The sequence below is a fragment of the Hyunsoonleella sp. J2K-J805 genome, assembly GCF_057167125.1.
Map to the genome: position 1 here is coordinate 894987 of NZ_CM169901.1, position 25496 is coordinate 920482.

25 protein-coding genes are annotated in these 25496 nt (G+C 32.9%); 11 read left to right on the top strand and 14 right to left on the bottom strand.

The window, feature by feature from the left end:
* Positions 1-246: 246 nt before the first annotated feature.
* From AC1B0Z_RS03960 to AC1B0Z_RS03970, 3 genes are all read left to right on the top strand, one after another.
* A complete protein-coding gene (locus tag AC1B0Z_RS03960) occupies positions 247-1098 on the top strand; it encodes an aldo/keto reductase (protein WP_483794255.1) in 852 nt (283 codons plus the stop codon).
* 128 nt (positions 1099-1226) lie between these two features.
* The gene (locus AC1B0Z_RS03965; RefSeq protein ID WP_483794256.1) at positions 1227-1874 is read left to right on the top strand and encodes a sugar transferase; all 648 of its coding nucleotides are present in this window, start codon (positions 1227-1229) and stop codon (positions 1872-1874) included.
* Positions 1875-2154: 280 nt separating this feature from the next.
* Positions 2155-3180, top strand: coding sequence for a GNAT family N-acetyltransferase (locus tag AC1B0Z_RS03970; RefSeq protein ID WP_483794257.1), 1026 nt, complete (start codon positions 2155-2157; stop codon positions 3178-3180).
* Between the two features lie 154 nt (positions 3181-3334).
* On the opposite strand, the gene AC1B0Z_RS03975 is transcribed toward AC1B0Z_RS03970, so the two are convergent.
* Both AC1B0Z_RS03975 and AC1B0Z_RS03980 read right to left on the bottom strand, forming a co-directional pair.
* Entirely contained in the window at positions 3335-3814 is a 480-nt protein-coding gene (locus AC1B0Z_RS03975; protein WP_483794258.1) for an Lrp/AsnC family transcriptional regulator, read from the bottom strand.
* 70 nt (positions 3815-3884) lie between these two features.
* A complete protein-coding gene (locus AC1B0Z_RS03980) occupies positions 3885-5093 on the bottom strand; it encodes a M14 family zinc carboxypeptidase (protein ID WP_483794259.1) in 1209 nt (402 codons plus the stop codon).
* A 239-nt stretch (positions 5094-5332) separates the two neighbouring features.
* On the opposite strand from AC1B0Z_RS03980, the gene AC1B0Z_RS03985 reads away from it, so the two are divergent.
* Together AC1B0Z_RS03985 and AC1B0Z_RS03990 are read left to right on the top strand one after the other, a co-directional pair.
* Positions 5333-5704, top strand: a complete 372-nt coding sequence (locus tag AC1B0Z_RS03985; RefSeq protein WP_483794260.1) for a helix-turn-helix domain-containing protein — start codon at positions 5333-5335, stop codon at positions 5702-5704.
* Between the two features lie 37 nt (positions 5705-5741).
* Positions 5742-6113: a DNA topoisomerase IV gene (locus AC1B0Z_RS03990; RefSeq protein ID WP_483794261.1), complete on the top strand. Its 372-nt coding sequence runs from the start codon at positions 5742-5744 to the stop codon at positions 6111-6113.
* Between the two features lie 3 nt (positions 6114-6116).
* Here AC1B0Z_RS03990 and AC1B0Z_RS03995 read toward each other — a convergent pair whose 3' ends face one another.
* Positions 6117-6617 carry a hydrolase gene (locus AC1B0Z_RS03995; RefSeq protein ID WP_483794262.1) on the bottom strand — a complete coding sequence of 167 codons (501 nt, stop codon included), beginning with the start codon at positions 6615-6617 and terminating at the stop codon, positions 6117-6119.
* A 3-nt stretch (positions 6618-6620) separates the two neighbouring features.
* The gene (locus tag AC1B0Z_RS04000) at positions 6621-7382 is read right to left on the bottom strand and encodes an MBL fold metallo-hydrolase (protein ID WP_483794263.1); all 762 of its coding nucleotides are present in this window, start codon (positions 7380-7382) and stop codon (positions 6621-6623) included.
* Between the two features lie 94 nt (positions 7383-7476).
* On the opposite strand from AC1B0Z_RS04000, the gene AC1B0Z_RS04005 reads away from it, so the two are divergent.
* Positions 7477-8961 (top strand): TonB-dependent receptor, encoded by a 1485-nt coding sequence (locus AC1B0Z_RS04005; RefSeq protein WP_483794264.1) that lies wholly within the window; start codon positions 7477-7479, stop codon positions 8959-8961.
* A gap of 25 nt (positions 8962-8986) precedes the next feature.
* Here AC1B0Z_RS04005 and bcp read toward each other — a convergent pair whose 3' ends face one another.
* Positions 8987-9442 (bottom strand): thioredoxin-dependent thiol peroxidase, encoded by a 456-nt coding sequence (gene bcp / locus AC1B0Z_RS04010; RefSeq protein WP_483794265.1) that lies wholly within the window; start codon positions 9440-9442, stop codon positions 8987-8989.
* 53 nt (positions 9443-9495) lie between these two features.
* Between bcp and AC1B0Z_RS04015 the strand changes: the two genes are divergently transcribed.
* Complete coding sequence (locus tag AC1B0Z_RS04015) at positions 9496-10155, top strand: endonuclease III domain-containing protein (protein WP_483794266.1); 660 nt, start codon at positions 9496-9498, stop codon at positions 10153-10155.
* Between the two features lie 3 nt (positions 10156-10158).
* Here the strand turns inward: AC1B0Z_RS04015 and AC1B0Z_RS04020 are convergent, their stop codons facing one another.
* From AC1B0Z_RS04020 to AC1B0Z_RS04035, 4 genes are read right to left on the bottom strand one after another with little or no spacing between them, the layout of a single operon-like run.
* Positions 10159-10800 carry a response regulator transcription factor gene (locus tag AC1B0Z_RS04020; protein WP_483794267.1) on the bottom strand — a complete coding sequence of 214 codons (642 nt, stop codon included), beginning with the start codon at positions 10798-10800 and terminating at the stop codon, positions 10159-10161.
* The gene (locus tag AC1B0Z_RS04025) at positions 10790-11572 is read right to left on the bottom strand and encodes a sensor histidine kinase (protein WP_483794268.1); all 783 of its coding nucleotides are present in this window, start codon (positions 11570-11572) and stop codon (positions 10790-10792) included. The genes AC1B0Z_RS04020 and AC1B0Z_RS04025 overlap by 11 nt, the downstream gene beginning before the upstream one ends.
* Positions 11548-12201 (bottom strand): hypothetical protein, encoded by a 654-nt coding sequence (locus tag AC1B0Z_RS04030; protein WP_483794269.1) that lies wholly within the window; start codon positions 12199-12201, stop codon positions 11548-11550. The genes AC1B0Z_RS04025 and AC1B0Z_RS04030 overlap by 25 nt, the downstream gene beginning before the upstream one ends.
* Before the next feature lies 1 nt (position 12202).
* Positions 12203-12913 carry a hypothetical protein gene (locus tag AC1B0Z_RS04035; protein WP_483794270.1) on the bottom strand — a complete coding sequence of 237 codons (711 nt, stop codon included), beginning with the start codon at positions 12911-12913 and terminating at the stop codon, positions 12203-12205.
* Positions 12914-13136: 223 nt separating this feature from the next.
* Between AC1B0Z_RS04035 and AC1B0Z_RS04040 the strand changes: the two genes are divergently transcribed.
* Entirely contained in the window at positions 13137-14726 is a 1590-nt protein-coding gene (locus AC1B0Z_RS04040; protein ID WP_483794271.1) for an RICIN domain-containing protein, read from the top strand.
* A gap of 74 nt (positions 14727-14800) precedes the next feature.
* Positions 14801-16099: a Kelch repeat-containing protein gene (locus tag AC1B0Z_RS04045; RefSeq protein WP_483794272.1), complete on the top strand. Its 1299-nt coding sequence runs from the start codon at positions 14801-14803 to the stop codon at positions 16097-16099.
* Positions 16100-16154: 55 nt separating this feature from the next.
* Here the strand turns inward: AC1B0Z_RS04045 and AC1B0Z_RS04050 are convergent, their stop codons facing one another.
* Together AC1B0Z_RS04050 and AC1B0Z_RS04055 are read right to left on the bottom strand one after the other, a co-directional pair.
* Positions 16155-16301: a hypothetical protein gene (locus AC1B0Z_RS04050; protein WP_483794273.1), complete on the bottom strand. Its 147-nt coding sequence runs from the start codon at positions 16299-16301 to the stop codon at positions 16155-16157.
* Between the two features lie 309 nt (positions 16302-16610).
* Positions 16611-17195 (bottom strand): RNA polymerase sigma factor, encoded by a 585-nt coding sequence (locus AC1B0Z_RS04055; protein ID WP_483794274.1) that lies wholly within the window; start codon positions 17193-17195, stop codon positions 16611-16613.
* A gap of 237 nt (positions 17196-17432) precedes the next feature.
* On the opposite strand from AC1B0Z_RS04055, the gene uvrA reads away from it, so the two are divergent.
* Entirely contained in the window at positions 17433-20216 is a 2784-nt protein-coding gene (gene uvrA, locus AC1B0Z_RS04060) for an excinuclease ABC subunit UvrA (RefSeq protein WP_483794275.1), read from the top strand.
* Positions 20217-20231: 15 nt separating this feature from the next.
* Here the strand turns inward: uvrA and AC1B0Z_RS04065 are convergent, their stop codons facing one another.
* Positions 20232-21338 carry a DUF3667 domain-containing protein gene (locus AC1B0Z_RS04065; protein ID WP_483794276.1) on the bottom strand — a complete coding sequence of 369 codons (1107 nt, stop codon included), beginning with the start codon at positions 21336-21338 and terminating at the stop codon, positions 20232-20234.
* A gap of 135 nt (positions 21339-21473) precedes the next feature.
* Here AC1B0Z_RS04065 and AC1B0Z_RS04070 point away from each other — a divergent pair, with 135 nt between their 5' ends.
* Positions 21474-22706, top strand: coding sequence for a hypothetical protein (locus tag AC1B0Z_RS04070; protein ID WP_483794277.1), 1233 nt, complete (start codon positions 21474-21476; stop codon positions 22704-22706).
* Between the two features lie 79 nt (positions 22707-22785).
* Here the strand turns inward: AC1B0Z_RS04070 and AC1B0Z_RS04075 are convergent, their stop codons facing one another.
* Together AC1B0Z_RS04075 and AC1B0Z_RS04080 are read right to left on the bottom strand one after the other, a co-directional pair.
* Positions 22786-24252 carry an oligosaccharide flippase family protein gene (locus AC1B0Z_RS04075; RefSeq protein WP_483794278.1) on the bottom strand — a complete coding sequence of 489 codons (1467 nt, stop codon included), beginning with the start codon at positions 24250-24252 and terminating at the stop codon, positions 22786-22788.
* Positions 24252-25496, bottom strand: a complete 1245-nt coding sequence (locus AC1B0Z_RS04080; RefSeq protein WP_483794279.1) for a glycosyltransferase — start codon at positions 25494-25496, stop codon at positions 24252-24254. Before AC1B0Z_RS04080 ends, AC1B0Z_RS04075 begins: the two co-directional genes overlap by 1 nt.

A 25496-nucleotide genomic window follows, 5' to 3' on the forward strand; every position in this document is an offset into this window, starting at 1 on the left:
ACTAATTTTTGTGGATAATAATCTAATTCTACTAGACGAAAGTGCCGTTTTAATCTTAATTAAATTCTTTTAATATTAAATTAAACATAATTGAGTAATCCAAAATCTATACTAAAATGAATATATCATCAAAATGCGTCTATTGTAGACAGATTTAAGTATTTTGTCTTTTAATCATGTAATAACACAGAATTATTGAGTATAATTTGTGTTTCTTTTTTAGTTTTGAACTCAAAGAACATATTAATGGATAAGAAAATTACAGATATTACCGGGACGTTTAAACTAAATAATGGTGTTGACATGCCCTACTTGGGCTTCGGAACGTATATGCCAAAAGATCGTCTTGAAGTCACTAATTCCGTTCAATTTGCACTAGAAAGTGGATATAGGCATATAGATACCGCCGCTATTTATCGAAACGAGAATGATGTGAGACTAGGAATTGAAGCTAGTGGCGTAGATAGAGAAGATATTTTCTTAACCACAAAACTTTGGAATAGCGACCATGGCTATGATAAAACTTTCAAAGCTTTTGAGAGGAGTCTGGAAAATTTAAAAATGGATTACGTAGATCTTTACCTTATACATTGGCCAGTGGTAGGCCTATATAAAGAAACCTGGAAAGCTATGGAGGAACTATACAAACAGAAAAGAGTTCGTGCTATTGGCGTTAGCAACTTTTTAAAACATCAGTTGGAGGATTTAATGGAAGGTGCAGATATAATTCCTATGGTAAATCAAATGGAATTTCATCCCTACCTTGTGCAACAAGAATTACTAGATTTTTGTCGATTACATAAAATTCAATATGAGGCTTGGTCTCCTTTAATGGAAGGTAAGGTTTTTGAATTACCCGAATTTCGTAAGTTGGCGAAGAAGTACGATAAAAGTATTGCGCAAATTGTTTTACGATACGATTTACAAAAGGGAGTTGTTACCATTCCAAAATCAGCAAAAAAGGAACGTATTATTTCCAATGCTAGTCTATTTGATTTTGAACTTTCTAGAGAAGACATAAGTTTTATTGACGCTATGGATCAGCATCATAGGTTTGGCCCAGATCCAGACAACTTTGAATGGTCATTTATTTTATAGAATAAAGAAAAAAAATTGTGGTATATCCCATGAATTGGTTTTTTTGTCGTCTAAATTCGCAACGTCAAAATTATTGGCTTTTATTTGTTCCAATAATTAAGTTTAATAAATCTCCAAATCTTTAACCCATGTCTAATTCTTTATACGCTACCTATTTTAAACGCTTTTTTGATTTGACTGCTTCGATTGTTGGTTTTCTTGTTTTATCGCCAATATTTCTAGTTATTTCTATAGTCCTGTATTTTGATTTTAAAGGATCTCCTTTCTTTCTTCAAGAACGTCCTGGTAAGAACGAAAAGATATTTAAAATTATCAAGTTTAAAACAATGAGAGATCCAAAAAAAAATGAGAGCGAATTAAAGAATCAAGCTGAGCGCATTACTAAACTTGGGACATTTATTAGAAAAACTTCTCTTGATGAAATTCCACAATTACTTAATGTTATTAAAGGCGACATGAGTCTGGTAGGACCTCGACCTTTAGTAGTTCTTTATCTCGAATATTACAATGAAATGGAACGAAAAAGACACGATGTAAGACCCGGTATTACCGGTCTTGCTCAGGTTAAAGGGCGAAACAATTTAGGATGGGAAGACCGCTTTGCTTTTGATGTTTATTATGCAAAAAATCTAAGCTTACTACTTGACATAAAAATCCTTTTCCAAACAGCTCTTAAAATAGTATCAAAATCAGAGGTTATAATTGATCAAGATGAATTTATGGATGAGTTTCATGTTTTCCGAAGAAAACAGTGGGAAGTTGAAGGTACTTCTTAAAAAAGAGTTCATACAGTAATCGTGAAAATTTAACACACTACTTCCTTTTTAGAACATATTTTGGATAAATTAAAAATTAAAGGAATTTAAATTTTTAACGAAAAACTAGAATCATATATACAATTTTATAGTATTGGTAATATTCAGCTAATTTTAGATGCTAAAAACATCAACTCATTAAAAAAAATTCGATGAAATACATTATTCGTGCCAATAAACTCTTTTTTTTTGATAAACAACTAGTATTGCTTAAATTGGTAAAAAAAATTTGCTTTAAGTATTGAAAATAGAAATTATCAAGGATAAGAAAAATTGGGATGAATTTTTGTCTTTAGTAGAATCTTATGATACGTATCATACGTATGATTATCATGAAATATCCAAATCAGCTGATGAGACTCCTATTTTACTAAAATATCAGGCCTCGGAAGTTTTAATTGGTATTCCGTTTTTAGTAAGATATATTGGTAATACTAAATACAAGGATATCACTTCTGTTTATGGCTACTCAGGCCCTGTAAGTAAGGGCATTACGGAAACTTTTGATAATTCTGTTTTTAAAGAAAATATTGCGCATTTTTTAAAAACAAAGAATTACATATCAGTCTTTTCCAGATTAAATCCATTTATACCTAACCAATTCAAAATATTACAAGGCTTAGGTTCGATAACGGTAAAAGGAAAAATTGTAAATATAGACTTAACTAAAAATCAAGAAAACCAAAAATCTCATTATCAAAGTAGACTTAAGACATATATTAGTAAACTAAGTCGTGAATGTATTGTTATAGAGGAGAATACTGAAGAACATATAAAGAAATTTGTTGAAATCTATCACGAAAATATGTCAAGAGTAGGCGCTAGCAAATCCTATTTTTTTAATGAATTATATTTTAAAAATTTAGTTAAATCTGATGATTTTAAAACTACGTTACTCTTAGCCATTGATAAAGAAACAAATAAGATAATGGCAGGATGTTTCTATTTTATCTGCAACGGAATAGTTCAGTACCATCTTTCGGGATCAAAAAAAGAATTTTTAGATAGAGGAGTTACTAAACTTCTTATTGATGAAATGAGAGTTATAGCTAATGAAAAAAGATATACCTTCTTTAATTTAGGAGGAGGTTTAGGTGGTAGTTTTGATGACTCGTTATTTCGATTTAAATCGAATTTTTCAAAGGATTACAAAGACTTTAAACTATGGAAATTCATTATAAACCCAGAGGTATATCACAAACTAGTTTCCAAAACTGATATTACCCAAAACTCCGAATTCTTTCCCCTATATAGATTAATTAAATAGCAGCTAAAATTTAAAATAACCTTTATAGTGCGTCTAAGGAATTAAAAGTTCAGTTTATTATAAATTTGAAGATTCTAAATTCTCAAATTAGTTCTTGGTAGCCGATTCCCCGCAAGTAAAATAAACAACTCCAATGTATATTAACTTCGTGTATCTACATTTCATTAAAAATAGAATGCATTAATCGCTTCTTATCATTAATACTTTCTTCAAGAGAAATCATTGTTTCAGTACGATACACACCTTCTATCTCATCAAGTTTAAAAATAACTTCTTTTGCATGCTCTGTATTTCTAGCTCTAATCTTACAGAAAATGTTAAATTTCCCCGTGGTAATATGTGCTACGGTTACGCAGGGTATATCATTTATACGCTCTAAAACAAATTGAGTTTGCGAGGTGTTATTTAAGTACACTCCTACGTAAGCAATAAATGAATATCCAAGCTTCTTATAGTCCAGTGTTAAAGAGGAGCCTCTAATAATGCCTGATTCTTCCATTTTTTTTACTCTTACATGTACCGTTCCCGCAGAAATTAAAAGCTTTTTAGCAATATCTGTAAAAGGTATTCTTGTATTGTCTATCAACATGTCAAGAATTTGGTGATCGATTTCGTCTAGTTTAATTTTCCCCATAATTCGATTTTCTTAAATAAAAATCAAAATTACTACATTTTTACTAAAGATTACGCATATTTAGTGCATTTTATTTTGAAAATAATGCGATTTTCTCATTATTCAATTTTACGAAAACGTTTTCGTAACCTACTTTCAACATTTCACTGTCTGCACCCCGGGCTATGGCGCCCTTTGCATCAATCTGTTTATGCGCAAAATTGTTTGACAATATTTCAATATTTTTCAGGATTGGAACAAATATTATTCCATCATCCTTTAAGCGTTCTTCGAACTGAAAAGCCAAATCAATTGTGTCTCCATCATTTTTATGCAAGCGTGCATTTCTGATGATAACATCAAAAAACAACTTCTTGTTTTCGGGAATATCAAAATATGCTCCATAATTACTACCGTCTACATCTGTATTTGAAATGTATGACAAAGACACGATATATGATATGAAAATCAGTTCTCGTGTTTTGTCCCTAGCATAATCTTTATGAAAATGGCCTGCCTCAAATAAAATAGTAGGTGTGTTTTCAGATTGAAAGGTGTCCCCCACACAATTAATATTGAAGGCATCATCGTATACCCCTACCTGTTCAGGGATTATCTTTTGCAAAAAGCTATTCATCTCTGAGATAACTTCCATAGCTATCTTTCTTGTTGGAGTAACAGTGCACGCTTCGTCTTGGGCAGGAGCCAAAAATGATACTGTAGCTGATTTATTAGTGTTTCCAGCACTAAAAATGGTACGCTGTCCGTGTAAATTATAACAAAAGTGAGGCTTAAACTCATTATATACCTTTCGTAAAACATCACTTTCAGGCTGTGTTCTCTTCTGTGCATCCCTATTTAAATCCACATTATTAGCATTTACGCGTGTGTAAGCCTCGGCTCCGTCAGGATTCAAAATAGGAATGATGCAAAGTGTACAATTATCTAAAATTTCATTGGTAATAGAATTATTTGAAATACATACATTCAAAAAATCAAAAATCGCTTTGGTAGTGGTAGATTCATTTCCGTGCATTTGAGACCACATTAAAATCCGCTTTGAGCCACTGCCAATTTTTATCGTATAAATATCATTGTCCAAAACTGATTTACCCACAATTTTCACATCGGTATTTTTCTTCAATTTCGAAAGCAGAGGTGTAATTTTTTCATTAGTAATATACCTATGAAAAAGTGAAGATTCTTTATATTTTTTAAACAATAATTGTAAGTCTGTAATTTCCATAAACTCTATTTGGTCTACAAAAGTAAACATTTCGATTTTTACAAATGTAAACATGCTATTTGCATGGTTTTGTATAGTTTAGTAAACAAAAGAAGATGCATTAAAACAATTAATGTTTCAAATTATTATATACTTTTAAAATAATAATTTAATTAATTGTAATTCAGCTATATGGTTAATTTTATTTAAACTAAAAAATTAAATAAATATAAAGATTAACAACTTGTAATAAGTGTTATTTGAAGCTTTTTATTACATTTGTAACAACCAATCTAGTTTGAAACTAATTTACAATGATAAACAGCGAGGCATTCACTAAAAGACTCCAAAAAGTTATCGAATATTATGGTGAATCTGCTTCCTCTTTTGCTGAAAAAATTGGAGTACAACGCTCTAGTATTTCACATATTTTAAGTGGTAGAAATAAGCCAAGTTTAGAGTTCGTTTTAAAAGTGTTATCTACTTTTCCTGAAGTAGAATTATATTGGTTACTAAATGGCAAAGGTACTTTTCCAAAACCATTAGAAACCGAAAAGGTAGCACCTACTCCTTCAGTCAAAAAAATTCCAGAGAATATAATAGAGCCTAATAATACGTTGCAAAAGAAAATTGAGAGGATTGTTATTTTTTATTCTGATGGAAGTTTTGAAAATTTCGAAAAATAAACTTCTAGTTTGTAGCTTTGCAACAAATTTGTCATAAATGAAAAAGATTCTGCTTTTCTGTGCTTTATCCTTGATTACTTCTTGTTATCAAACGGAGCGTAATTGTAAAGAATTTAGAACTGGAAAGTTCTACAGCGAATCGGTTGTCAATGATGTAGTGTACAAATCAAGGTTTACAAGAACAGAGCAACTGCAAATTGAAACCTATGACAATCACACAGACTCTTCCGAAATAAGATGGATTAATGATTGTGAGGTGATTTTTAGAACAATCAACCCAAAAAACATGGCAGAGCAAAAGGATGTACACCTAAAAATCCTGCAAACCACCGACTCTTCATATACTTTTGAATATTCTTATGTTGGCGAAATAACAAAAGCTAAAGGAACCGCTTACAGAGTTGAATAAAGCCTAATCAAATGGATATAAGAAGGATTCAGCTAATTCGAAATCAACTGTTTTATCTTCGTTTATATAATAATTCACCATCACTTCTCCCCAATACTCTCCATCTGAAAAATCGGCAATAAACCATTTGTGGTTCAATAACTTTACCGTGTTTATCAACATCTTTCTGCCTTCAGTAGACGCATAAGGCACGATGGGATGCTGGCCTTTCGCTTCATTAGTGCTATAAATTTCATCCTTAATGAGAGGAATTAATGTACTTACATCATACCCATCCTGTTCAAAATAACTAAGCGCATCTTCATTTCGTTCTAAATTAAAATGTGATAGGTTAAGTATTTCGTCTTGAAGAACATTCAAAGAATCCTTTAACTTTTCAGCTTTTGCTTTATACTTCTCTAACTTGCTGTTTTGATCGTCAAAAATTCGCTTAGCGTTTGCATATTGAAATATTACTAACAATAGTGCGAACACAAATAGATACATAAAAATCTTCTGCTTCATCTGTTATACTGTAATTTTTAAATTGTCATAGGCCAAAAACACATTTTCAGGCAATTGCTCTTCTACCTCAGCATGAAAGCCCAACAAATGACTTATATGCGTTAAATAAGCACGTTCTGGCCCTATTTCTTCTATAAAATTTAATGCTTCTTCCAAATTAAAATGAGAATAATGAGGGGCAATCCTTAGCGCGTTTACTACAAGTACCTTCACACCTTTTAACTTGTCTTTTTCCTTTTGATTCATAGACTTTATATCTGTAGTGTAGCAAAAATCATTAAATCGAAACCCAAAAACCTTAAGCTTAAAATGTAAGCCCTTAACTGGTAAAACTTCAATGTTTCCTAATTTAAACGGCCTATTTTTTATTTTATAAATATCTACTGAAGGTGCTCCAGGATATCTATTCTCAGTCGTAAAAATGTAATCAAATCTCTTTTTCAAGGCTTTTAACACGCGTTTGTGTGCGTAAATTGAAATATTTCCCTGCTTAAAATAAAATGGACGAATGTCGTCCAATCCAAGAACGTGATCGGAGTGTTCGTGGGTAAATAAAACACCATCAATTTTTTCACATCCACAACGCAACATCTGCTGCCTGAAATCTGGTCCGCAATCGATAACATAACTGTACTCCCCCCATTCAATTAAAACAGAAGTTCTAAGTCTTTTATCCCTTGCATCTTCACTCAAACATACTGGATGTTTACTCCCAATTACAGGAATGCCTTGAGACGTGCCAGTACCTAAAAAAGTTACCTCCAAAACGTGTGATTTTTCTAAACAAAAATAGGGTTATTTTTTTGTAAACTATGGTTATTTGGTATCTTTACGTAAAAATTGCAATAACCTATAGTTTATGGAAATTAGCATACAAGGTGATAGAGAATTTGATGATATCCCTTCATTAAAATCTAAGGCTCTCAGAATAAATTTAAACGAAAATATTTACGGAACATTTGCTGAAATTGGCGCTGGACAAGAAACCGCGAGGCATTTTTTTAGAGCTGGTGGAGCTTCTGGCACAATAGCGAAGGCTATGTCGGCCTATGATAAAGATTTTAGTGATGCCATCTATGGAATTGAAGATGATAGACGCTATGTAACCGAATCTAGGTTACGAAAAATGCTCGTCCACGAAATGGCATTAATGGAAGAGCGCATAACAAGAGATAAAAATCCTGATAAAATATTCTTCACTTATGCCAATACAGTAGCTACCATTGATTTTGCGAAACAATTTAAAGGCCACGGATGGGTCGGAATTAAATATCAGGTTGAAGCCGGTGCGGACTATAACGAGATAATCCTGCATATAAGATTTAAAGAGACTGATGCCCGTTTACAACAAGAAACCTTAGGTGTTTTAGGAACCAACCTTATTTACGGTGCCTTTTATAAATACAACGAACCAAAAAAGCTACTAAGATACCTTTATGACCACTTGGACAAAGATCAACTGGAAATTGACACTATAAACTTTTCAGGACCGGTATTTAAAAATGTAGACAACCGATTAATGAGTTTGCAGCTTGTAAAAAATGGCATGACGGATGCCGTAATGTTCGGCCCTGATGGGAACAATGTTCTACCAGCTAGAATTTTTTACAAGAAGAACATTCTGGCATTACGCGGAAGTTTTAGACCGGTGACTAAGGTTAATATGGCTATGTATAAAAAGTCATATGAAATGTTTGTACAAGAGAACAAGGTTGACCCTGATAAAACTGTGGTGGTTTTTGAAATTACATTATCAAACTTACGCGCCGAAGGCAAAATAGATGAGCAAGATTTTATTGATAGAGCTGATTTGCTATGTGCACTTGGGCAATCTGTAATGATTTCTAATTTCCAAGAATACTATAAGGTGGTTGAGTATTTCTCTAATTACACTAAGGCACGAATGGGTCTAGCAATGGGCGTAAGCAACCTCATCGATATATTTGACGAGAAATATTATCGTCATATTAGTGGAGGAATTTTAGAAGCTTTCGGAAAATTATTCTTCAAGGACTTAAAGGTATACCTATACCCTATGTTCGACCCGAAAACAGGAGAATTAATAAATAGTGAAAACCTTAAAGTGTATCCTCGAATGAAGGAGCTTTACAAGTTCTTTAAGTACAATGGAAAAGTTATTGACATTGAGGACTACGATGAAAGCATCATGAATATCTTCTCTAGAGAAGCCTTAAGAATGATTGAAACAGGAGAACCTGGTTGGGAAGATATGCTACCTGAAGGCACAGCAGATTTAATAAAGGATTTTAGGCTATTCGGCTATACCAGAAGACCTCTAAAACCCTTAACCTTAAAAAACCGCACAGCAAGGAAGAAAAAATAAAAAAAAGAGCCATTTGGCTCTTTTTTTATGCCTCCAATATTTGAGCAGTATGTGCTTTAGTTTTTACTTTTGTAATGATATTTTCAATAATACCATTTTCATCAATTATAAATGTAGTACGGTGGATACCATCATATTCCCTACCCATAAACTTTTTTGGTCCCCAAACGCCAAAGGCTTCAATTACAGCTTTATCTTCATCTGCAAGCAATGGATATTTAAACTCATATTTATTTTTAAAATTAGATTGACGTTTAGCACTATCTGCACTTACCCCTAAAATCTCATAGCCTTGTGCCTGAAAGCGATCAAAATTATCGTTTAAATCACATGCTTCTGCTGTACACCCTGGCGTACTTGCCTTTGGGTAAAAAAATACCACCAACTTTTTCCCCTTATAATCACTTAATTGAACGGTGTTTCCTTGTTCATCTAAGGCTTTAAAATCGGGCGCCTTATCCCCTGCTTTTAATGTCGTCATACCAATTTTTTGTTTAATAATTTATTAACTTCGTTTTACAAAAATACGACCAAATGACAAAACAAGAAAGTGTAGACTTTGTTATAAAAACGTTAAACAATATTTATCCGCATATACCAATTCCTCTAGACCATAAAGACCCCTACACATTATTGATTGCAGTTTTAATGTCTGCCCAAAGCACAGATGTGCGCGTAAACCAAATAACACCGCTATTATTTGAAGTTGCCGATAACCCTTATGATATGATAAAACTTTCAGTAGAAGAAATAAGGGATATTATAAAACCCGTAGGCTTATCTCCAATGAAAAGCAAAGGCATTCATGGTTTATCAAAAATATTAATAGAAAAACACGATGGTAAAGTACCCCAAAGTTTTGAGGCTTTAGAGGAGCTTCCCGCAGTAGGACATAAAACAGCAAGCGTAGTGATGTCACAAGCGTTTGGTGTACCTGCATTTCCAGTTGATACGCATATTCATAGATTAATGTACCGCTGGAATTTAAGCAATGGTAAAAATGTAGTGCAAACTGAAAAAGACGCAAAACGTCTATTTCCAAAAGAATTATGGAACGATTTGCATTTACAGATTATTTGGTATGGACGAGAATATTCTCCTGCCCGTGGTTGGGACTTGGATAAGGATGTGATTACCAAGACTATTGGGCGGAAGTCGGTGATTAAGGAGTATTATAAGAAGAAGAAAAAATAAGGTTTATTCTGCAAATCCATTTTTAAGCGCGTAAACCGCTAAACCTACTCTAGATTTTACATCCAGTTTTACAAATAAGCTATCCCTATAGTTTTCAACGGTTCTTGGGCTACAAAACATTATTTCTGATATTTCCTTATAAGTCATCTCCGTAGCCACATATTTTAAAAACTCCTGTTCTCTATCCGATAAATTAGATGCTACGCTAGTATTTATAGAGTTATCATTAATAGACATAAAGATTTTGCTAGATGCCCATTCTGGAAAATAATGTCCTTTACGTATTAAAGTTTCAAGGCCCCTTTCTAAATCTTGAGGCTGAGTATTTTTCAGCATATAACCTTTTGCTCCGTTTTTCACCATTTTTATCAAACTTTTATCATCGTCTTGCATACTCAATGCCATAACGTGAACATTTGGGTAGGTCGCTTTAAGCCAATTGGCAGTCTCAAAACCATCCATAACTGGCATGCTAATATCTAAAAGTATTAGCTCTGGCAATGGCTCTGTTTTAAGTTTCTCCTGCAACACCTTTCCATTTTCGCATATATAGATGACCTCAAAACTCCTAAATTTTGAAATTATGCTTTGTAATGCTTTGGCTATCAAAATATGATCGTCTACTATTGCAATTTTATACTTCATTAATGGCTATTTTTAGGTTCAGTTCAGTTCCGCCAGCAGCACTCTTCAATTTAAAATCACCATTAATGAGTTCTATACGCTTTTTCATGTTTTTTAATCCTATGCCTTTTGAGGCGTGTTCTTCAACATTAAAACCTTTGCCATCATCTTTTATATTTAGCATTAAGACATCTTTTGTATTTGAAATTGACATTTCGAGGGTTTTGAACCCCGCATGCTTGATACTATTTTGAATGAATTCCTGAACTACACGTACCAAAATACTTTTAATTTGATATGATGATAAATGAATATTTAATTTATCATTAAAAATTACCTCATAAGATTTTAGAGACTTTATTTTTTCGCACTCTACCCTAAGCAACTCTGAAAGCGTACTGTTTTCAATATTATCATCTGTTAACGATTTTGATAAATTTCGCAATTCCTGCAAAGAGGCATTTATAATAGTATTTACCTCATCTAGCTTGGTGTTTACATTAGGTGCTTTGTTTTCAAATAGCAATTGTTGAAGATACAAGCTGGATAAAGTGAGTTTTTGTCCCACATTGTCGTGTATTTCCCTGCCAATATACTTCATGGTTTCCTGTTGTATTTCAGTTTGGGTTTCTAACAACTCCTTTTTATGCTGCAAATCCATACGCTCTAGCTTTTTTAAATGTAATCGTTTTTTAATACGGTATTCTCTAATAAAAATGAATATTGCCGCAATAAATACAGCAAAAAACAAATAAAAAATAACCTGTATTATTTTAAAGGTTGTTTCCCCCATATAAACGAACAGATGAATAACATATACATTAGGCAGACTGAGATTCTGAAATAAAGATGGTACCAATCAATAAGCGTAAAGAAACCTCTTTTAAAAAATTCTTGGTAAAAAGCAAAAAAAGGCAAAGTGCCAATATAAAATAAAACTACGCCTAAATTTATGTAAAACATTTTGTTTTCTTTAAACCTAAGAATATCATCAGTCCTAATTTGCTTGATGTACTCCATAAAAACCAATATGGTCATTAATAAAACCCCAACAATCATACTAATTGAATTTATAACGTTAAGTTTTTCTTGAAATAATTGCGCTATAAAAGCGATCAAATACAGTACAGTACACCAAGTGAACAGACTTTTATTCTTTAAAGACTTAAAAGCATAAAGCCAATAAAAAAACAAGTACTGTACAGGAATACCTATATACGCATAATATTTTTGCTTTACAGAAGCGCCAAAGAAACTTTCAAAATACCAGAAGTATTCTTGGATGACAATAAAAATTAGATAAAAACAAAACCATTTCCAATACGTTTCTTTCAGTTTTGGAAAACGTAAAATTACAACCATCGCTAAAGTGAAGTAAATAACCAGAAGCAAAGGTCTCAAAACTGAAATCAACTCTTGCATATTACTGATTTATAAAAGCTGCCTGCCTTTCAGTGTTCTGCATTGGAGGTATTAAACTGCCGTGGTTTTGGGCAGAAAACCTATCATCCACACTAAGATAAGCCTGAATTCTTGCATCTGGATTTTTATTTATCAAGCTGTCTATATCTAATTTAATAGGTGCTTTAGTGTCTAAATTAAAATCTACATTTAGCATACCCTTTCTAATAGTAGGAATCATAATTAGTGTATGCATCAGTTCAAAATCCTGACCCAATGATGAATTAGATAAGTCTACATAGTTGTTCCATTGATTACTAACTGGATAATCTGAATAATACATGCGCACTCCCAAAGGTGTCTCCTTTATATTAAAGTTAGGTAGACTTCTAGAAGAGTTTTCAATTTGATAAATAAATTTCTTGAGTGTTTCTAAATCGAACCAAACTGACTGAGCATCAAAAGGCTTATGTTTATGATTAGCTAAGTAGTCCGATCCTTTTTGATAACTTGAGGTCATATCACGTATAAGCTTAACACTTAAAGTACTTATTCCGCTATCGCCATAATTCATACATATATCACCTTTTTCTCTTCCAGAATCATTAGACCCATTTTTGCACTTTTTAATTATTTCAGCCTTTTCTGTTAAATGTTTTTTATTTAACGTGTAATAAGTTAAAAATATGGATACCCCAGAAACTACAAATGCTGTTAAAATTATTCTTCTCATAATAAAAATTGTTAATAGTTAGACATTGAATTTACTACAATACTTACAAATTAACAAATAACTTCCTGTATTTCAGATTGTTTAACAACCTAAAGCCTTAGGGTTAAAACACCCTTTTATTTTTAGTTGAACACCCTTTGTGTTTTGGGTTTATGGGTCATCGATTTATTTATGGTTTGGTTGAAGATTTGTAGCAGCTATTAATAATAAATAATCACAAATTATGAAAAATCACAAATTAAAGACTTTTGCTATAATTTTCACAATTCTTGTATGCACAAAACTATACTCACAAAAGGATGGAGAAACTTATTATTTCCAATCAATAATTGCTGGTAAATATATGGATGTTAAATGGGCAAACCCAAATAATGGAACACCATTGCATTTATGGACATTTAACGGGAAGGTAGCACAAAAATTCACATTAGAAGACGCTAAGGACGGGTACTTTTATATTAAATCTGCATTAGGCAAATACATTCATATTGAAAATGAATCCAATAAACCCAAAGCACGTGCAGTAATTTGGCAAGGGAAAGGCAATAACAATACTAAATGGAAATTCGTTAATGCCGGTAATGGCTACCACTATATTCAATCCAAATTAGGAACTAATCTCGATGTACAATGGGCAAAACCTGAGGACGGAACACCAATTTGGATGTGGGCGCCTAACAATGGAAAAGCTCAAAAATGGAAATTAAAGCCTGCTAAAAACCTATCAAAGCTTAAAGTGACAACTTTTAAACCAAAGTTACATGGATTCAAATTTCGTAACAAATTCAAGAGTACAGTTGGTGATGCTGGAAGTATAAAATTTACGTTAAATGGACTCTGCGGAGGAATGGCTTATGCTGCAAATGATTATTTCTTATCAAAATTAGAAATACCGAAACAGAACTTTCAACCATCAATAGGCTCTAAACTTCATAGCTATATTTTTGACCGTCAACAAAACTCATTTGCAAATCTTGATAAGTTTGCAGAGTATACTCTCAATCCTTTTGGCATAAGAGACAGCGAATTTTTCTATTGGGGCTTAGAAGGAAGGCTTTTTGAATTAAAAAAATGTATAGATAGAAACCAACCAATTCCTTTAGGGTTACTTAACATTCATAATAACCCTACTAGTCACCACCAAGTGCTTGCTATTGGTTATGATTTAAATGGGTATACTGGAAAAAAAGAAAAAGACCCATGCAGAAATGATGTTAGAATTTATATTTATGACCCTAATTATCCAAACAGTATATGTGCTCTTGTGCCAGTAAGTAACAAAAGCCATTACAAACAATTAGTAGGTGATATTAAAAATGGAAAATTTATTGAACAAACCGAATCAAGTAAAAAATGGCGAAGTTATTTTTTAGATAAAAGATACAAACACAAAAGCCCGCCACGTATTAAGCTTCCTCCTAAAACATATGGCACAAAGATTAATAGGTTATTAGTAACAATAAGAACTGGTGGCGATGATTTAAGAGGAGGTAACGACAATGTGCATTTACACATTCATTTTAAAGACGGCACCAAACAAACTATTTTAAATATAAATAAAAAACATCGCTGGCCTGATAATAATAACCAAACTGTAGAATTATACCTAAACAAACCTGTTTATAGAAATCAAATAGATTCTGTTAAACTACAAACTACATTTGGAGGAGGAATGTTTGGTGATAATTGGAATATGGACAGCTTGAATATCATTGCAGTTCAAGGAAATGGAGAAACACATGATTTTTATTCAGAAAGCGGAAAACCCTTAAAACGGTTTACTGGTGATCATCAATGGTTTTCAACAAAATAGAGTATATCAAAAGATTATCACAAATTTAAATTCAAAAAAGAATAGAAAAGATTTTAACATAAAAAATTAGAAAAATGAAATACAAAAATTTAACACAATTCATCTTAGTTATATTTATAGCACTTACTTCTTGTAGTAAAGATGATGAAATTAAACAAAATACACCTCCTGAAACATTTTCGCTTATTGGTGTAGCAGATAATAGTGTTGGTGTAGATATATTGCCTAAATTTTCATGGGATGAAGCTAATGATCTTGATGGAGATAATGTGACGTACGATTTATACTTAGGTATTTCAGGTGAGCCATTAAGCCTAATCGTAGAAAATTTAACAGATGTGAGGTTTGAAATAGAAAACCCTTTATCCTTATATGAAACATATAATTGGAAGATAGTAGCTAAAGACACCAACAATGCTTCAACTGAAAGTAATACATTTACTTTTACAACTAGAGGACTAAACATTCCAAATTCTGAATTCCATAATATTGATATCGCACCAGGCAGTAGCTCAAGCGCAACCCCATTATCTTACCATACTGTAACTGCGTTTAATAATAAATTATGGGTCATAGGAGGAAGTTACAACGGATTTCCTAATAATGGTAGAGTATGGTATAGCGAAGATGGAGTGAATTGGTTGTCAGTTGCTAATGTTGCTTTTGAAAACAGATCCGGTCATACAACTGTAGTGTTCGATAATAAAATGTGGGTAATTGGAGGATCTATAAATACTAGTGGTGCAAGCCCAACAGTAGGAAAAGACGTTTGGTACAGTGTAGATGGCTTTACATGGATAGAAGCTACAAACAATGCACCTTTTTTGAGAAGATATGGCCACTCTTCGTTTGTTTTTGATAATAAAATGTGGTTAATCGGTGGGCTAATATACGGTTCAGGTAATGAGAGAGCTAATGATATTTGGTATAGCGAAGATGGTAGTAATTGGACTGAACTAACTAGTAATGCTGCCTTCCCTCCAAGATTAAGAAGTCAAGTTTGTGTTCTTAATGATCGTCTTTGGTTAATAGGCGGTTATGGTAATAGTGGACCATTGAATGATGTATGGAGCAGTACAGATGGAATAAACTGGTTAAGACAAAACACGAATACAGTATTTTCGAAGAGAGCATCTCATTCTTGTAGTGTATACAATAACAAAATCTGGATTATTGGAGGTATAGACAACAATAATACAAAAAACGATATTTGGTATAGTAATAATGGTGAAGATTGGATAGCGGCAACCAACAACGCACCTTTTTCGGGAAGGTACAGCCATGGAGCAACTGTTTACAAAGATGAAATTTGGTTGATTGGTGGTAGAAATAATGACAACATGATAAAATCAGACATATGGGTTTTTGATTGAACTATCGTAAGAAAATAAAAAAGTCCTGATTCTCACAAATCAGGACTTTTTAGTATTAATTAAGAAGCAACTCGTACTGCTCGGTTTTACCGTTTACAACCTTTAAAGCCTTTGAGTAGTTTAAAAGAAATTTAATTGTTTCATCCTTAGGCTTAAGGTTTTTGGTGCTTTCAAGTGAATTCTCAGAGTAAATTTTTGCCATTTTATCATTTTAAGGGTTAATTCAAAATAATAACGTAGCAAACTTTTTTATATTGTATTGAGCTTTTTTTTACTTAAAACAGGCCATTTCTAAAAGCAATATTTAGCTTAGATATCGCAAAACACTCACATTATAAACTTTTGTTTGTACATTTAACTTAACTCGCATTAGGGATTGCAGTGGAAAGCCCACAACGAAGCCATAGCGGAGTGAGGACTTGCAACGGAAAGCGCGACCCGAGTACGTATGTTTATTGAAAATTTCTAGAGGTACATCGAGGGGAATGCCCAAAATATTTTATACACCTGATTAATTGGTTAAAACAATATTGTGCTTATCAATAATCTTTCTAAGGTTAATAAGTGCATAACGCATCCTGCCCAGTGCAGTATTTATACTTACACCTGTACGATCTGAAATTTCTTTAAAACTCATATCGCTGTAAATACGCATTAGCAGTACTTCTTTTTGATCTTGCGGTAACTCTTCAACCAGACGTCTTACATCGCTCTCTACTTGCTCTTTAATGATACTTTTTTCAGCATTTAGCGCATTGTCACTAAGCACAGAAAAAATACTAAACTCGCCTGTATTATCAAACTTTGGCATCCTGTTGCTCTTTCTAAAATGATCAATTACAAGATTATGCGCAATACGCATAGTCCATGGTAAAAACTTACCTTCTTCATTGTAAGCACCTCTTTTTAAGGTACGTATCACCTTTATAAACGTATCTTGAAAAATGTCTTCAGCGATATCTTTATCGTAGACCTTTGAGTAAATAAAACTGTAAATTTTGTGTTTGTGCCTTTTAATGAGAGTTTCTAGCGCACTTTCTTGTCCTTTAATGTAGTTACTAACTAAAGTAGCATCAGTAATAAGTTCTTTTTGCATAATGTTTACTTTTAATGCACGAAGTTGAGTACTTCGAGGCTTGGGGTTATTAGTTTTAAAAGTAATTATATGCTATAGACGAGTGTTTTTAATAAGTTATTAACAATTCAAATATAACAACAATCATTCCTAAAAAGCAAAAATTAACATCTTTTTTTAACATTTTTGGTAACTACACTTCATTTTTTAAGCTCATATAGTTGTAGTATCTTTGCAAAATTATTCCCTTAAAAGCCTATGTATACTGCAATTTCTGAAGTAAATCCAAAAGAAAACATCATTATTAAAGGTGCTAAATTGCACAATCTTAAAAATATTGATGTTGTTATTCCCAGAAATGAATTGGTAGTGATAACCGGTCTGTCTGGTTCTGGAAAGTCTAGTTTGGCATTCGACACACTTTACGCAGAGGGACAAAGGCGGTATGTGGAAAGCTTGTCGAGTTATGCCCGCCAGTTTTTAGGTAGATTAAACAAACCAAAAGTGGACTACATAAAAGGTATTGCACCAGCTATTGCTATTGAACAGAAGGTAAACTCTACCAATCCACGGTCAACAGTTGGTACAACTACAGAGGTTTATGATTATTTAAAGTTGCTGTTTGCTAGAATCGGTAAGACCATCTCTCCTATTTCTGGAAATAAGGTGAAGAAGCATAGGGTTGCAGATGTTTTAAAACATATTATGTCTTTTCCTGAGGGTGAAAAACTATTGCTCCTTGCTCCAATTCATCTTGAAGAGGGCCGTACAATGGACAACAAGTTGAAAACATTACAACAGCAGGGATATGCTAGAGTAAAAGTTAATGAAGATGTTTTAAGAATTGATGAAATAAAAACCATAGCTGAAAATAAAACGGTTTTGTTGGTTGTAGACAGGGTAATAGTAAAACACGAGGAAGATTTTAAAAATCGATTAGCCGATGCCATTCAAACGGCATTTTTTGAAGGTAAGGGCGAATGTGTCATCGAGACCTTGTCTGATAAAAAAACAGCAGAGTTTAGCAATAAATTTGAACTGGACGGTATGTCTTTTTTAGAGCCAAATATACACCTGTTCAGTTTTAATAATCCATATGGTGCTTGCCCCAAATGTGAAGGTTATGGAGATATTATTGGTATTGATGAGGATTTGGTTATTCCAAACACAGGGCTTTCGGTATATGAAAGTGCTATTTTTCCATGGAGAGGTGAAAGCATGAGCTGGTACAAGGATCAATTAGTAAACAATTCACACAAATTCGATTTCCCCGTACATAAACCCTATTTTGAACTTACGAAGGAACAAAAACAACTTGTTTGGGACGGCAATTCATATTTTGAAGGCTTAAATTCCTTTTTTGCTGAATTAGAATCAAAGGCCTATAAAATTCAAAACCGGGTAATGTTATCGCGGTACCGTGGAAAAACTAAATGCAAAACGTGTAATGGCAAGCGTTTACGCCCTGAAGCTAATTATGTAAGAATACATGGAGTATCGATAACTGATTTGGTGGAAATGCCTATTAAAAAGCTAGTTCAGTTTTTTAAAGAATTAGAATTGAATGACCATGACACCAAAATTGCGAATCGTTTATTAAAGGAAATAAACAACAGATTATCATTTTTAGCGAATGTTGGCCTAGACTATTTAACGCTCAATAGAAAATCGAACACGCTATCTGGTGGAGAAAGCCAACGTATTAATCTTGCGACGTCTTTAGGCAGTAGTTTAGTGGGTTCGATGTATATATTGGACGAACCGAGCATAGGCCTGCACCCAAAAGATACAGAGCGCTTGATATCTGTATTGCAATCATTACGTGATTTGGGAAATACGGTTATCGTGGTTGAACACGATGAAGATATCATGAAAGCCGCCGATAGCATTATCGATATTGGCCCAGAGGCAGGAACTTTTGGAGGCGAAGTTGTAGCAAAAGGCACTTACGATGATATTTTAGCCTCACAATCCTTAACAGCTAAATATCTAAACGAAAGTTTTAAAATAGAAGTTCCTAAAAATAGAAGAACTTCAAAATATCATATAGATATTAAAGGAGCGCGTGAAAATAACCTAAAAAATATAGATGTAACATTCCCTTTGGAAATGCTTACCATAGTTACTGGTGTTTCAGGAAGTGGAAAAAGCACCCTAGTAAAAAAGATTTTATATCCCGCATTACAAAAAAAACTTACCGATTTTGGAGAGAAGGCTGGTCAGTTTTCTGAAATTGGCGGTAATTTTAGTAATATCAAACAAATAGAGTTTGTAGATCAAAACCCAATTGGCAGGTCATCACGCTCCAATCCTGTTACCTATATTAAAGCATACGATGATATTCGCGCTTTGTTTTCTAAACAGAAATTGAGTAAAATTAGAAACTATCAAGCAAAACACTTCTCGTTTAATGTTGACGGCGGGCGTTGTGAAACCTGTAAAGGTGAAGGTGAAGTAACTATTGAAATGCAATTTATGGCAGATGTACATTTAGAGTGCGAAACCTGTAACGGCAAACGCTTTAAAAAAGAAGTATTGGAAGTTACTTTTGCCGACAAAACTATTGATGATATTTTAAATCTAACTATTGACGATGCCATCCTATTTTTTGAAAACAATAAGCAAGATAAAATCAAAAATAAATTACAGCAATTACAAGATGTTGGATTAGGCTATGTCACCCTAGGTCAAAGTTCGTCTACCCTTTCTGGTGGTGAGGCTCAACGTATAAAGCTTGCTACGTTTTTAGGAAAAGGCAACTCCAAGGATAAAACACTTTTTATTTTTGACGAGCCTACCACAGGACTTCATTTTCATGATATTCAAAAACTTTTAAAATCTTTTAATGCTTTAATTGAAAAAGGGCATTCTATAATTGTGGTTGAACATAATTTAGAATTGATAAAGTGCGCGGATTACATAATTGATTTAGGGGTTGAAGGTGGCGAGGACGGCGGAAATTTAATCGCTTCTGGGACTCCTGAAAGCATTATAACGGTAAAATATTCTGAGACTGGAAGGTACCTGAAAGACAAACTTTAAAAAGTAAAATCCTTCCTAATAAAACAAAAAGGCAAACAAACCAAGTAGCGCAAATGTAATTGGCGTTACAACCGAAAGAAATATGAACGAAGCTACTGCACCTTTAAAAAAGCTTTTAAACCATCCTTGAAGGTAAAAACGTTTTAAAGCCATTACTAAATATATAAAAGTGGAAAGTAAAATTAAAGAGTCTATCCAATCTGGCACATCAAAAATGAAATTTATACCAAGAACAATACTAAAAACAGTAAATAAAAAGGAAAAATAATAAAAGCTAAATACCAAATGATGTGCATATACTCCCTTTTTTAGGTGAAGAATTTTTAATATCAGTGCAAAAATTGGCAATAGAAAAAACATCGCAATAGGAATGGCATCATAAAATGCCTGAAGAATGCTCCCTCCCTTTCTTGATTTATAAAACTTTAAGGCTTGCTTGTACAATCGTCTTTCCCAAAAGCCAGCATCGTCGCTCATGCCCATAGATTTGTAAAGGGTGTCATCTGAAGCCCCATCCCCAATTAAGGAATCCAACGACTGCATATTAAAGTCTGAACTTAAAACTATATTATCATTTTTACTAAAATCATCCCTTGCCACTAAAGAGTCTATTTGTTTGTTATTATAGCCCGTAATGTATTTACTGTCCTGCAGAGCTTTCCTAATCTTTAGCCTTGCTATTGAATCTTCAGCACTTTTCAAAGCTTTTTTGGCGCTTAATATAGAATCTTTAAGACGTTCGTTATCTACTTCACTAATTAATACATCTTTTGTTAGAGTTTGCGCTAATTTGCTATCTAAAGTTTCAACTTGACTTCTTTGAACAAATGAAAACAAGAAGAAAAACACCACCGCTATAAACAGGTATATCTGCGCTGGATGTAAATACAACAAACGCTTGCCTTCAATAAACTTAGCTGCTAAATATCCAGGTTTAATCAACAGAGGCAAAAAACTCTTAAAAAACCTAGCGTCATACGAAAAATAATTGCTTATAGTATTATAAAATAATACCTTAACGGTAAGCTCATCTTTGGCTTGTTGTCCGCAGTTTGGGCAATAGTTAAACCCTTCGTTGAACTGTTGCTCACAGTTTTTACAAATTTCTAAATGTTTTGCCATACTATGTTATTCAATCCTAAATTTAAGAAAAGAATTTAGACTTATAAAAATTTTTACCTAATTGTAAATCAAATATTTATGTTTTTTGGCACGCTGTTTGTAAATATCTAACCGAACCCTTAAAATTTCACAATTATGAAAAAGTTTATTTTATTTTTTGCAGCAATAATCCTAGGAGGATTTTCTGCTACCGCTACAACCAATTTAGAAAACAATACTGTATCAACATTTTACAGAGGTTATGGCAACTCTTTCATATTTGTTGAAAATGGTATAGAGTTTTCTATATTCCCAGACGGACAGTTTGATTTCAATATCTTGAGATATCAGCCAGATTTGGCTATATCAATAGGCAGACCTAATGCAAACATTACATTCAATTCTGGTTTTAACTATAATGCCTACGTGCAGTATGATGAATTTGGTGCTGTTATTCAAATTGAAAACACGCCTATATTCTACGACTTCTATGGTCGTGTAGCACAAGTTGGCAATGTAAATATATTTTACAATAATTTTGGTCGTATAAACCGTATTGGCGGACTATTTGTTCACTATAACAGGTTCAATAGATTTTCGCACTATACAGGATTTATAAACCCATTTAATCGTAGATATGTTTTTAGACCATGGCACCGTTTTTACAGTGTACCGGTATTTAACCACTGTGTTGTTTTCAATAGACCTTACAGACAGTTTTATAACCCTGTAAGATATGTATACAACAGACCGTTCCGTAATAACTTTAGACCTAGAACTGCCATTGCTAACAGAAGAGGCAATACTATTGTAAGAAATAGAAAATATGCCACTGTTAACAGAAGTGCTAGAAATAGAACAAAAGTAAATACTGTTGCCTCCACTAGAAGATCAGTTTCTAGAGATAATAAAGTAAGAAATAACAATTCTAGAAGAATTGCTAATACTAATGATAGAAACACAAAAAGTAGAAGTATTAACAGAACAAATTCTAGAGTTGAAAACAGAGGAAACAGTACCGTGAGACGTGAGAGCGCTACTAATAATAGAAACTCTCAATATAGAACGCGAGGAAACAGTAATACTAATGTTAGAAAGCAAAATAGTACTACTGTAAGACAAAGCCCAAAAAGAAATTCGTCTCAGCAAGTAACGAGAAATAGAAGCACAACGGTTGTGAAAAAACCAAAAGCAAATAACACTCGTATATATAACAGTAGAAGCACAAATAGAAGCTCTGGACAAACTGTAAACAGATCTTCAAGAAGCTCAAAACCAGCTTCTAGTGTTTCAAGAATTACAAGAAAAACAAACTCTAGAGCCACGCAAAGTAGAAGCACTTCTAGAAATAACAATACATCATCTAATTCTACACGTAGAAGAAGATAAATAAATTTTGGTTGGTTAGTTAAGAAAGCCCTGCGATATGTATGCCTCAAAGCAATATCGTGGGGTTTTCTGTTTGTAATTACTTACCTCTTAATTTGGCAAGTAGATTGTTTACAAAAGTATTAATATCTGAAGAAAAATTCATCTTATAAATTACAATAGAAAACATGATAACAGTAATTACCGATTTTAATAAAATGTTTAAAATTGCGTGAAAATTAAAATCCCAGAAGTAACCCAAAAGCCCCATAAGAATTATTAATGCGCACACCTTAAACGTTTTACTAGAAAAAGGAGTAATACCAAATACCCTGTAAACCACCACTAGCTTTGATGTATTGTATAAAAATACAGCAATAAAAGTCGCCAAAGCAGCGCCGTTTAATCCATAAACAGGAATTAAAACTATATTTAATAAAATCATTACCACCACCAAAACAACGCCCAGTATTAGGACTATTCTATAATAGTTACTATTAAATAAAATGGCATTGTTACTGCCTAATACTGCATCATAGAGCTTAGTGAAGCTAATAAGTAGCACAACATACAGGCCAACGCTATATTCTATATCGATCAATGTGTATAGCTGATTTATATTGAGAACAATCAACAAAAAAATCAGTCCAGCCACAATTAGGAGATTTAAAGAGCTACGCCTATACAAGTCAGCTAGACTATCCATATCCCTTTCATTTAAATATTTAGCTGAAAGCGGAAGTAGTATTTGATGCATTGCACGTTGTGGTACAGCTATTACCGCCGCTATAAAAATAGCAACGTTGTAATAAGCCACGTTTTTAATATGAATATATTTACCCAACATTACCTTATCTACATCTAATAGTATTGTTGCAATGGATCCCGCTACAATTATGAGAAGCGAATACTTTAAAATAGATTTAATACCATTAACTTTTTTAAATACCAATACAGGCAGTTTTATACTAAAGGCATAGAACATCATTATCAACATTCGCAGAACATATACTAATACAATGCCTATCATAAACTGTTCTATACTCAGAACTTCAAAATATAACAGAAAGAGCAGGAACATTACTCCTGTCCTATGAAAAACCTCTTTCATAAAGTTGCCAAAAACAGTTTGCAATTGCACTTTTACCCAAGCAAAAAACACCTCAAAATACGCCAAAGCTATTGCTATTATAATCATGTGCCACAGATAATCCTTTATCAAAGCATTTTCAGAAGACAAAAAATCAGCAATAGTTTCATAAGTTAAATAACTTATTATGCTTAATGGAATAATTACGGCCAGCGGCAGAAACAACATGAGTGTTAAAAAACTATTTAAGGATAATCGGGTTTTAAACGATGAATAAAACTTTACTAGTGTATTGTTAACGCCAAAGGCCATAAGAGGCATCAGTACAAAAGCCGCAGACAGCATAAAACCGACCATACCGTAATATGTGTCACTCATAAAATTTACATACAAAAACAATGTATTAATGGCTCCAATTAAAAAACCTATGTACGTAGAAATTATATTTTTAAATGATTGAGAAGCTACAATGCCCATTATAATAAATTTGACAATGATTGCGTAAGTGCCTTTCTATGGTATTTCTGTAATCCGACAGGACTAGATTTTAAATTACCTTTTTTATAAGCCTTATAATGGTCTAATATAGTTTTTTTTAACGATTCCAGATCTTGGTAGTTAAAGAATGTCCCTGTATTTGTATCCTCAATAATTTGTTCAATATCTGATCCCTTTGGGCCAATGGAAAGGATAGGTCTGTTTGAGACCATATACTCAAAAAGCTTACCTGGTATGATACTTCTTGTATCTTCAGAATCTATCTCTATAAGTAATAATAATTGAGATTTTTTTTGATATTTAATTGATTCTAAATGTGAAACATAACCTACCTCATTTATATTGTTACTTAAATTATAACTAGCAATTGTTTTTAATATATTTTCACTAATAAAGCCAACAAAATTTAATTGAATATCATTTTTAAAATCCTCATATTCAGAAATTAATTCAGAAACTGCTTTCCATAGAATTTCAGGGTTTCTTTTGGATAGTAAAGAGCCAATATGTGATATTGTAAATTTAGAATCTAGCTCAACAGATCCTCTAACTTCATCATCATATCCATTAGTAATCACTTCAATTGGTTGTTTTGTTATGCGTTGAAATTCGTGCTTAGTAACCGAAGATGTTACAACGATTTTATCAGCATTTGAAAGCACTTGCCTTTCTAAAGCTTTATGTTTTCCTTGAGATGACTTTGTAAGCTTCAATTGTTTATGATATCCAATAGTCGTCCATGGATCCCTAAAGTCTGCCAACCACTTCACTCCTAGCTTTTGCTTTAGGTTAAGCCCTATTAAATGCATACTGTGGGGAGGCCCCGTAGTAATAACGGTTTCAATATCATTATTTGGAATAAAATCCACTAGAAAGGACGTTGCAGGTTTTACCCACCCAACTCTAGCATCAGGTATAAAAAAATTACCCCTTACAAAAAGCATCAACTTCTCCGCTATTGATTGCTTTTTATTTTCACTAATTATACCCTTACTTATGGTACTAGTTTTTCCTTTTGAAAAAAGCTGAGCCAACTTATAAGGTTCGGAAATAGGTAGCTTTACTACTTCAATATCATCTAAAACTTCAGCTTGAAGGCTTTTATCAATTATCGGATAATTGGCGTTTTCGGGTACAAAAACAAGCGGCTTGATACCAAAACTAGGCAAGTATTTTACAAATTTAAGCCAACGCTGTACTCCCGGACCTCCAGCCGGGGCCAA

Bases quoted from the DNA above. Each gene is read 5' to 3' on its own strand.
- AC1B0Z_RS04025 (WP_483794268.1), bottom strand. From the start codon at position 11,572: ATGGGGGAAACAACCTTTAAAATAATACAGGTTATTTTTTATTTGTTT.
- AC1B0Z_RS03965 (WP_483794256.1), top strand. From the start codon at position 1,227: ATGTCTAATTCTTTATACGCTACCTATTTTAAACGCTTTTTTGATTTG.
- AC1B0Z_RS04040 (WP_483794271.1), top strand. From the start codon at position 13,137: ATGAAAAATCACAAATTAAAGACTTTTGCTATAATTTTCACAATTCTT.
- AC1B0Z_RS04015 (WP_483794266.1), top strand. From the start codon at position 9,496: ATGACAAAACAAGAAAGTGTAGACTTTGTTATAAAAACGTTAAACAAT.
- AC1B0Z_RS03990 (WP_483794261.1), top strand. From the start codon at position 5,742: ATGAAAAAGATTCTGCTTTTCTGTGCTTTATCCTTGATTACTTCTTGT.
- AC1B0Z_RS04075 (WP_483794278.1), bottom strand. From the start codon at position 24,252: ATGGGCATTGTAGCTTCTCAATCATTTAAAAATATAATTTCTACGTAC.
- AC1B0Z_RS04065 (WP_483794276.1), bottom strand. From the start codon at position 21,338: ATGGCAAAACATTTAGAAATTTGTAAAAACTGTGAGCAACAGTTCAAC.
- AC1B0Z_RS03960 (WP_483794255.1), top strand. From the start codon at position 247: ATGGATAAGAAAATTACAGATATTACCGGGACGTTTAAACTAAATAAT.
- AC1B0Z_RS03980 (WP_483794259.1), bottom strand. From the start codon at position 5,093: ATGTTTACATTTGTAAAAATCGAAATGTTTACTTTTGTAGACCAAATA.
- AC1B0Z_RS04020 (WP_483794267.1), bottom strand. From the start codon at position 10,800: ATGAAGTATAAAATTGCAATAGTAGACGATCATATTTTGATAGCCAAA.
- AC1B0Z_RS04035 (WP_483794270.1), bottom strand. From the start codon at position 12,913: ATGAGAAGAATAATTTTAACAGCATTTGTAGTTTCTGGGGTATCCATA.
- uvrA (WP_483794275.1), top strand. From the start codon at position 17,433: ATGTATACTGCAATTTCTGAAGTAAATCCAAAAGAAAACATCATTATT.
- AC1B0Z_RS04045 (WP_483794272.1), top strand. From the start codon at position 14,801: ATGAAATACAAAAATTTAACACAATTCATCTTAGTTATATTTATAGCA.
- AC1B0Z_RS04030 (WP_483794269.1), bottom strand. From the start codon at position 12,201: ATGCAAGAGTTGATTTCAGTTTTGAGACCTTTGCTTCTGGTTATTTAC.
- AC1B0Z_RS04005 (WP_483794264.1), top strand. From the start codon at position 7,477: ATGGAAATTAGCATACAAGGTGATAGAGAATTTGATGATATCCCTTCA.
- AC1B0Z_RS04055 (WP_483794274.1), bottom strand. From the start codon at position 17,195: ATGCAAAAAGAACTTATTACTGATGCTACTTTAGTTAGTAACTACATT.
- AC1B0Z_RS04070 (WP_483794277.1), top strand. From the start codon at position 21,474: ATGAAAAAGTTTATTTTATTTTTTGCAGCAATAATCCTAGGAGGATTT.
- AC1B0Z_RS04050 (WP_483794273.1), bottom strand. From the start codon at position 16,301: ATGGCAAAAATTTACTCTGAGAATTCACTTGAAAGCACCAAAAACCTT.
- AC1B0Z_RS03985 (WP_483794260.1), top strand. From the start codon at position 5,333: ATGATAAACAGCGAGGCATTCACTAAAAGACTCCAAAAAGTTATCGAA.
- AC1B0Z_RS03995 (WP_483794262.1), bottom strand. From the start codon at position 6,617: ATGAAGCAGAAGATTTTTATGTATCTATTTGTGTTCGCACTATTGTTA.
- bcp (WP_483794265.1), bottom strand. From the start codon at position 9,442: ATGACGACATTAAAAGCAGGGGATAAGGCGCCCGATTTTAAAGCCTTA.
- AC1B0Z_RS03975 (WP_483794258.1), bottom strand. From the start codon at position 3,814: ATGGGGAAAATTAAACTAGACGAAATCGATCACCAAATTCTTGACATG.